Origin of the sequence: Allobosea sp. CER48 (genome assembly GCF_044752385.1) — a bacterium.
In the GTDB taxonomy this organism is placed as follows: Bacteria; Pseudomonadota; Alphaproteobacteria; order Rhizobiales; family Beijerinckiaceae; genus Allobosea.
Map to the genome: position 1 here is coordinate 1 of NZ_JBIWYK010000618.1, position 1,521 is coordinate 1,521.

Sequence of the window (1,521 nt, forward strand, 5' to 3'; positions counted from 1 at the left end):
CCTGCTGCGCCGGCGCGACGCCGCGGAGCGCGCACATCACGCCGCCGACGCGCGCACGCAGCTCCTGCTCGATCACGTCGGGGACCTCGTGACCTGGCATGATGCGGCCGGCGCCGTCGTCATGGCCAATGCCGCGGCCCGCAAACTGGCCGGTGCCGAGCCCGGCGAACTGCTCGGGCGCGGGTTGCTCGATCGCGTCCATGTCGCCGACCGGCCCGCCTTTCTCAAGGCGCTCAGCGACGCCGCCCATGGCCAGGGCGCCGCGACCACCTGCTTCCGCACGCTCTTCGTTCCACAAGACGGCGAAAGCCGGTTGCCCGTCTCGCTCTGGCTGGAAATGCAGGCCTATCGCGCCGACGCGACGGGAGCGCAGGACGGCGCGGCCGTGGTCTGCGTCATGCGCGACATCACCGCGCGCCGCGCCGCCGAGGCCGAACGCGACCGCGGCCATGCCGAGGCGGTGAGAGCCAACGATATCAAGGGCCAGTTCCTGGCCACGGTCAGCCATGAGCTGCGGACGCCGCTGAACGCGATCATCGGCTTCTCGGAGATGCTGGCGGCGGAAGGCAACGACTGGATCGACGCCGAGAAGCGCCTCGAATACGCCCGCATCATCCATGGCTCGGGCCATCACCTGCTCGAGGTGGTGAACACGCTCCTCGACATCTCGAAGATCGAGAGCGGCGCGATGGAGATCGAGCGGGAGCCGCTCGACCTTGCCGGGCTGGTCCGCGATTGCTGCACGCTGATGACCCTGCGCGCCGAGACAAATGGCGTCGTGCTCGATCGCGTCGCCGGGCCGGCCCTGCCGCTCATTGCAGGCGATCGGCGCGCGCTGAAGCAGGTCGTGCTCAACCTGCTGTCCAACGCCGTCAAGTTCACGCCCGTTGGCGGGCGTGTCGTGGTCGCCGTGGTCCGGGACGGCGACATGATCGACCTGTCCGTCTCCGATACCGGCATCGGCATTGCGGCCTGCGACCTGCCGCGGCTGGGCGATCCCTTCTTCCAGGTCAAGGGCAGCTATGATCGCAACCACGAGGGCACGGGCCTGGGCCTCTCGGTGGTGCGCGGGCTGGTCGGCCTGCATGGCGGCGGCATGACCGTCGAGAGCGCTCCGGGCGTCGGCACGCGCGTGTCGCTGCGGCTGCCGGTCGGCGGCACCGGCGATGCCGAGCAGCCGGCCAGGATCGTCACCTTCGCCCGGGCTCCCCGCAAGGGGCTCGAGACCAAAGAACCCCTTCGCCTGACCGCTTGAGACGAGCTGACCGATGTCCGCAACGATGGCCGCCCGCGCCCGCACCGGCGCTTCCCTCTCCGCACCGGTCCGGCGCGCGCAGCCCGCGCGCCGTGCGCCCTCCAGGCTCGGGCGGATCAGCCGGATGGTCGGCCGCAGCCCGGGGCGTGCGCTGCTCTTCCTCGCGTTCGGAATCGTTGTCTGTGCGATCCTGGCCAACGCGCTGATGTTCCAGAAGGCGCGGCATCCGGCGCCGATGCTCTCTGCTGCGCCGGCCTCGCCGCCGC

General features: G+C 70.9%; 2 protein-coding genes. Both read left to right on the forward strand.

Annotation, left to right across the window (positions count from 1 at the left end; genetic code table 11):
* Positions 1 to 1,255 (forward strand): PAS domain-containing sensor histidine kinase (locus ACIPIA_RS16045; RefSeq protein ID WP_400510971.1); only part of this gene is annotated, 1,255 nt, incomplete at its 5' end.
* Positions 1,256 to 1,280: 25 nt separating this feature from the next.
* Positions 1,281 to 1,521, forward strand: a 241-nt coding sequence (locus ACIPIA_RS16050) for a hypothetical protein (RefSeq protein WP_400510972.1), incomplete at its 3' end; no start/stop codon positions are given.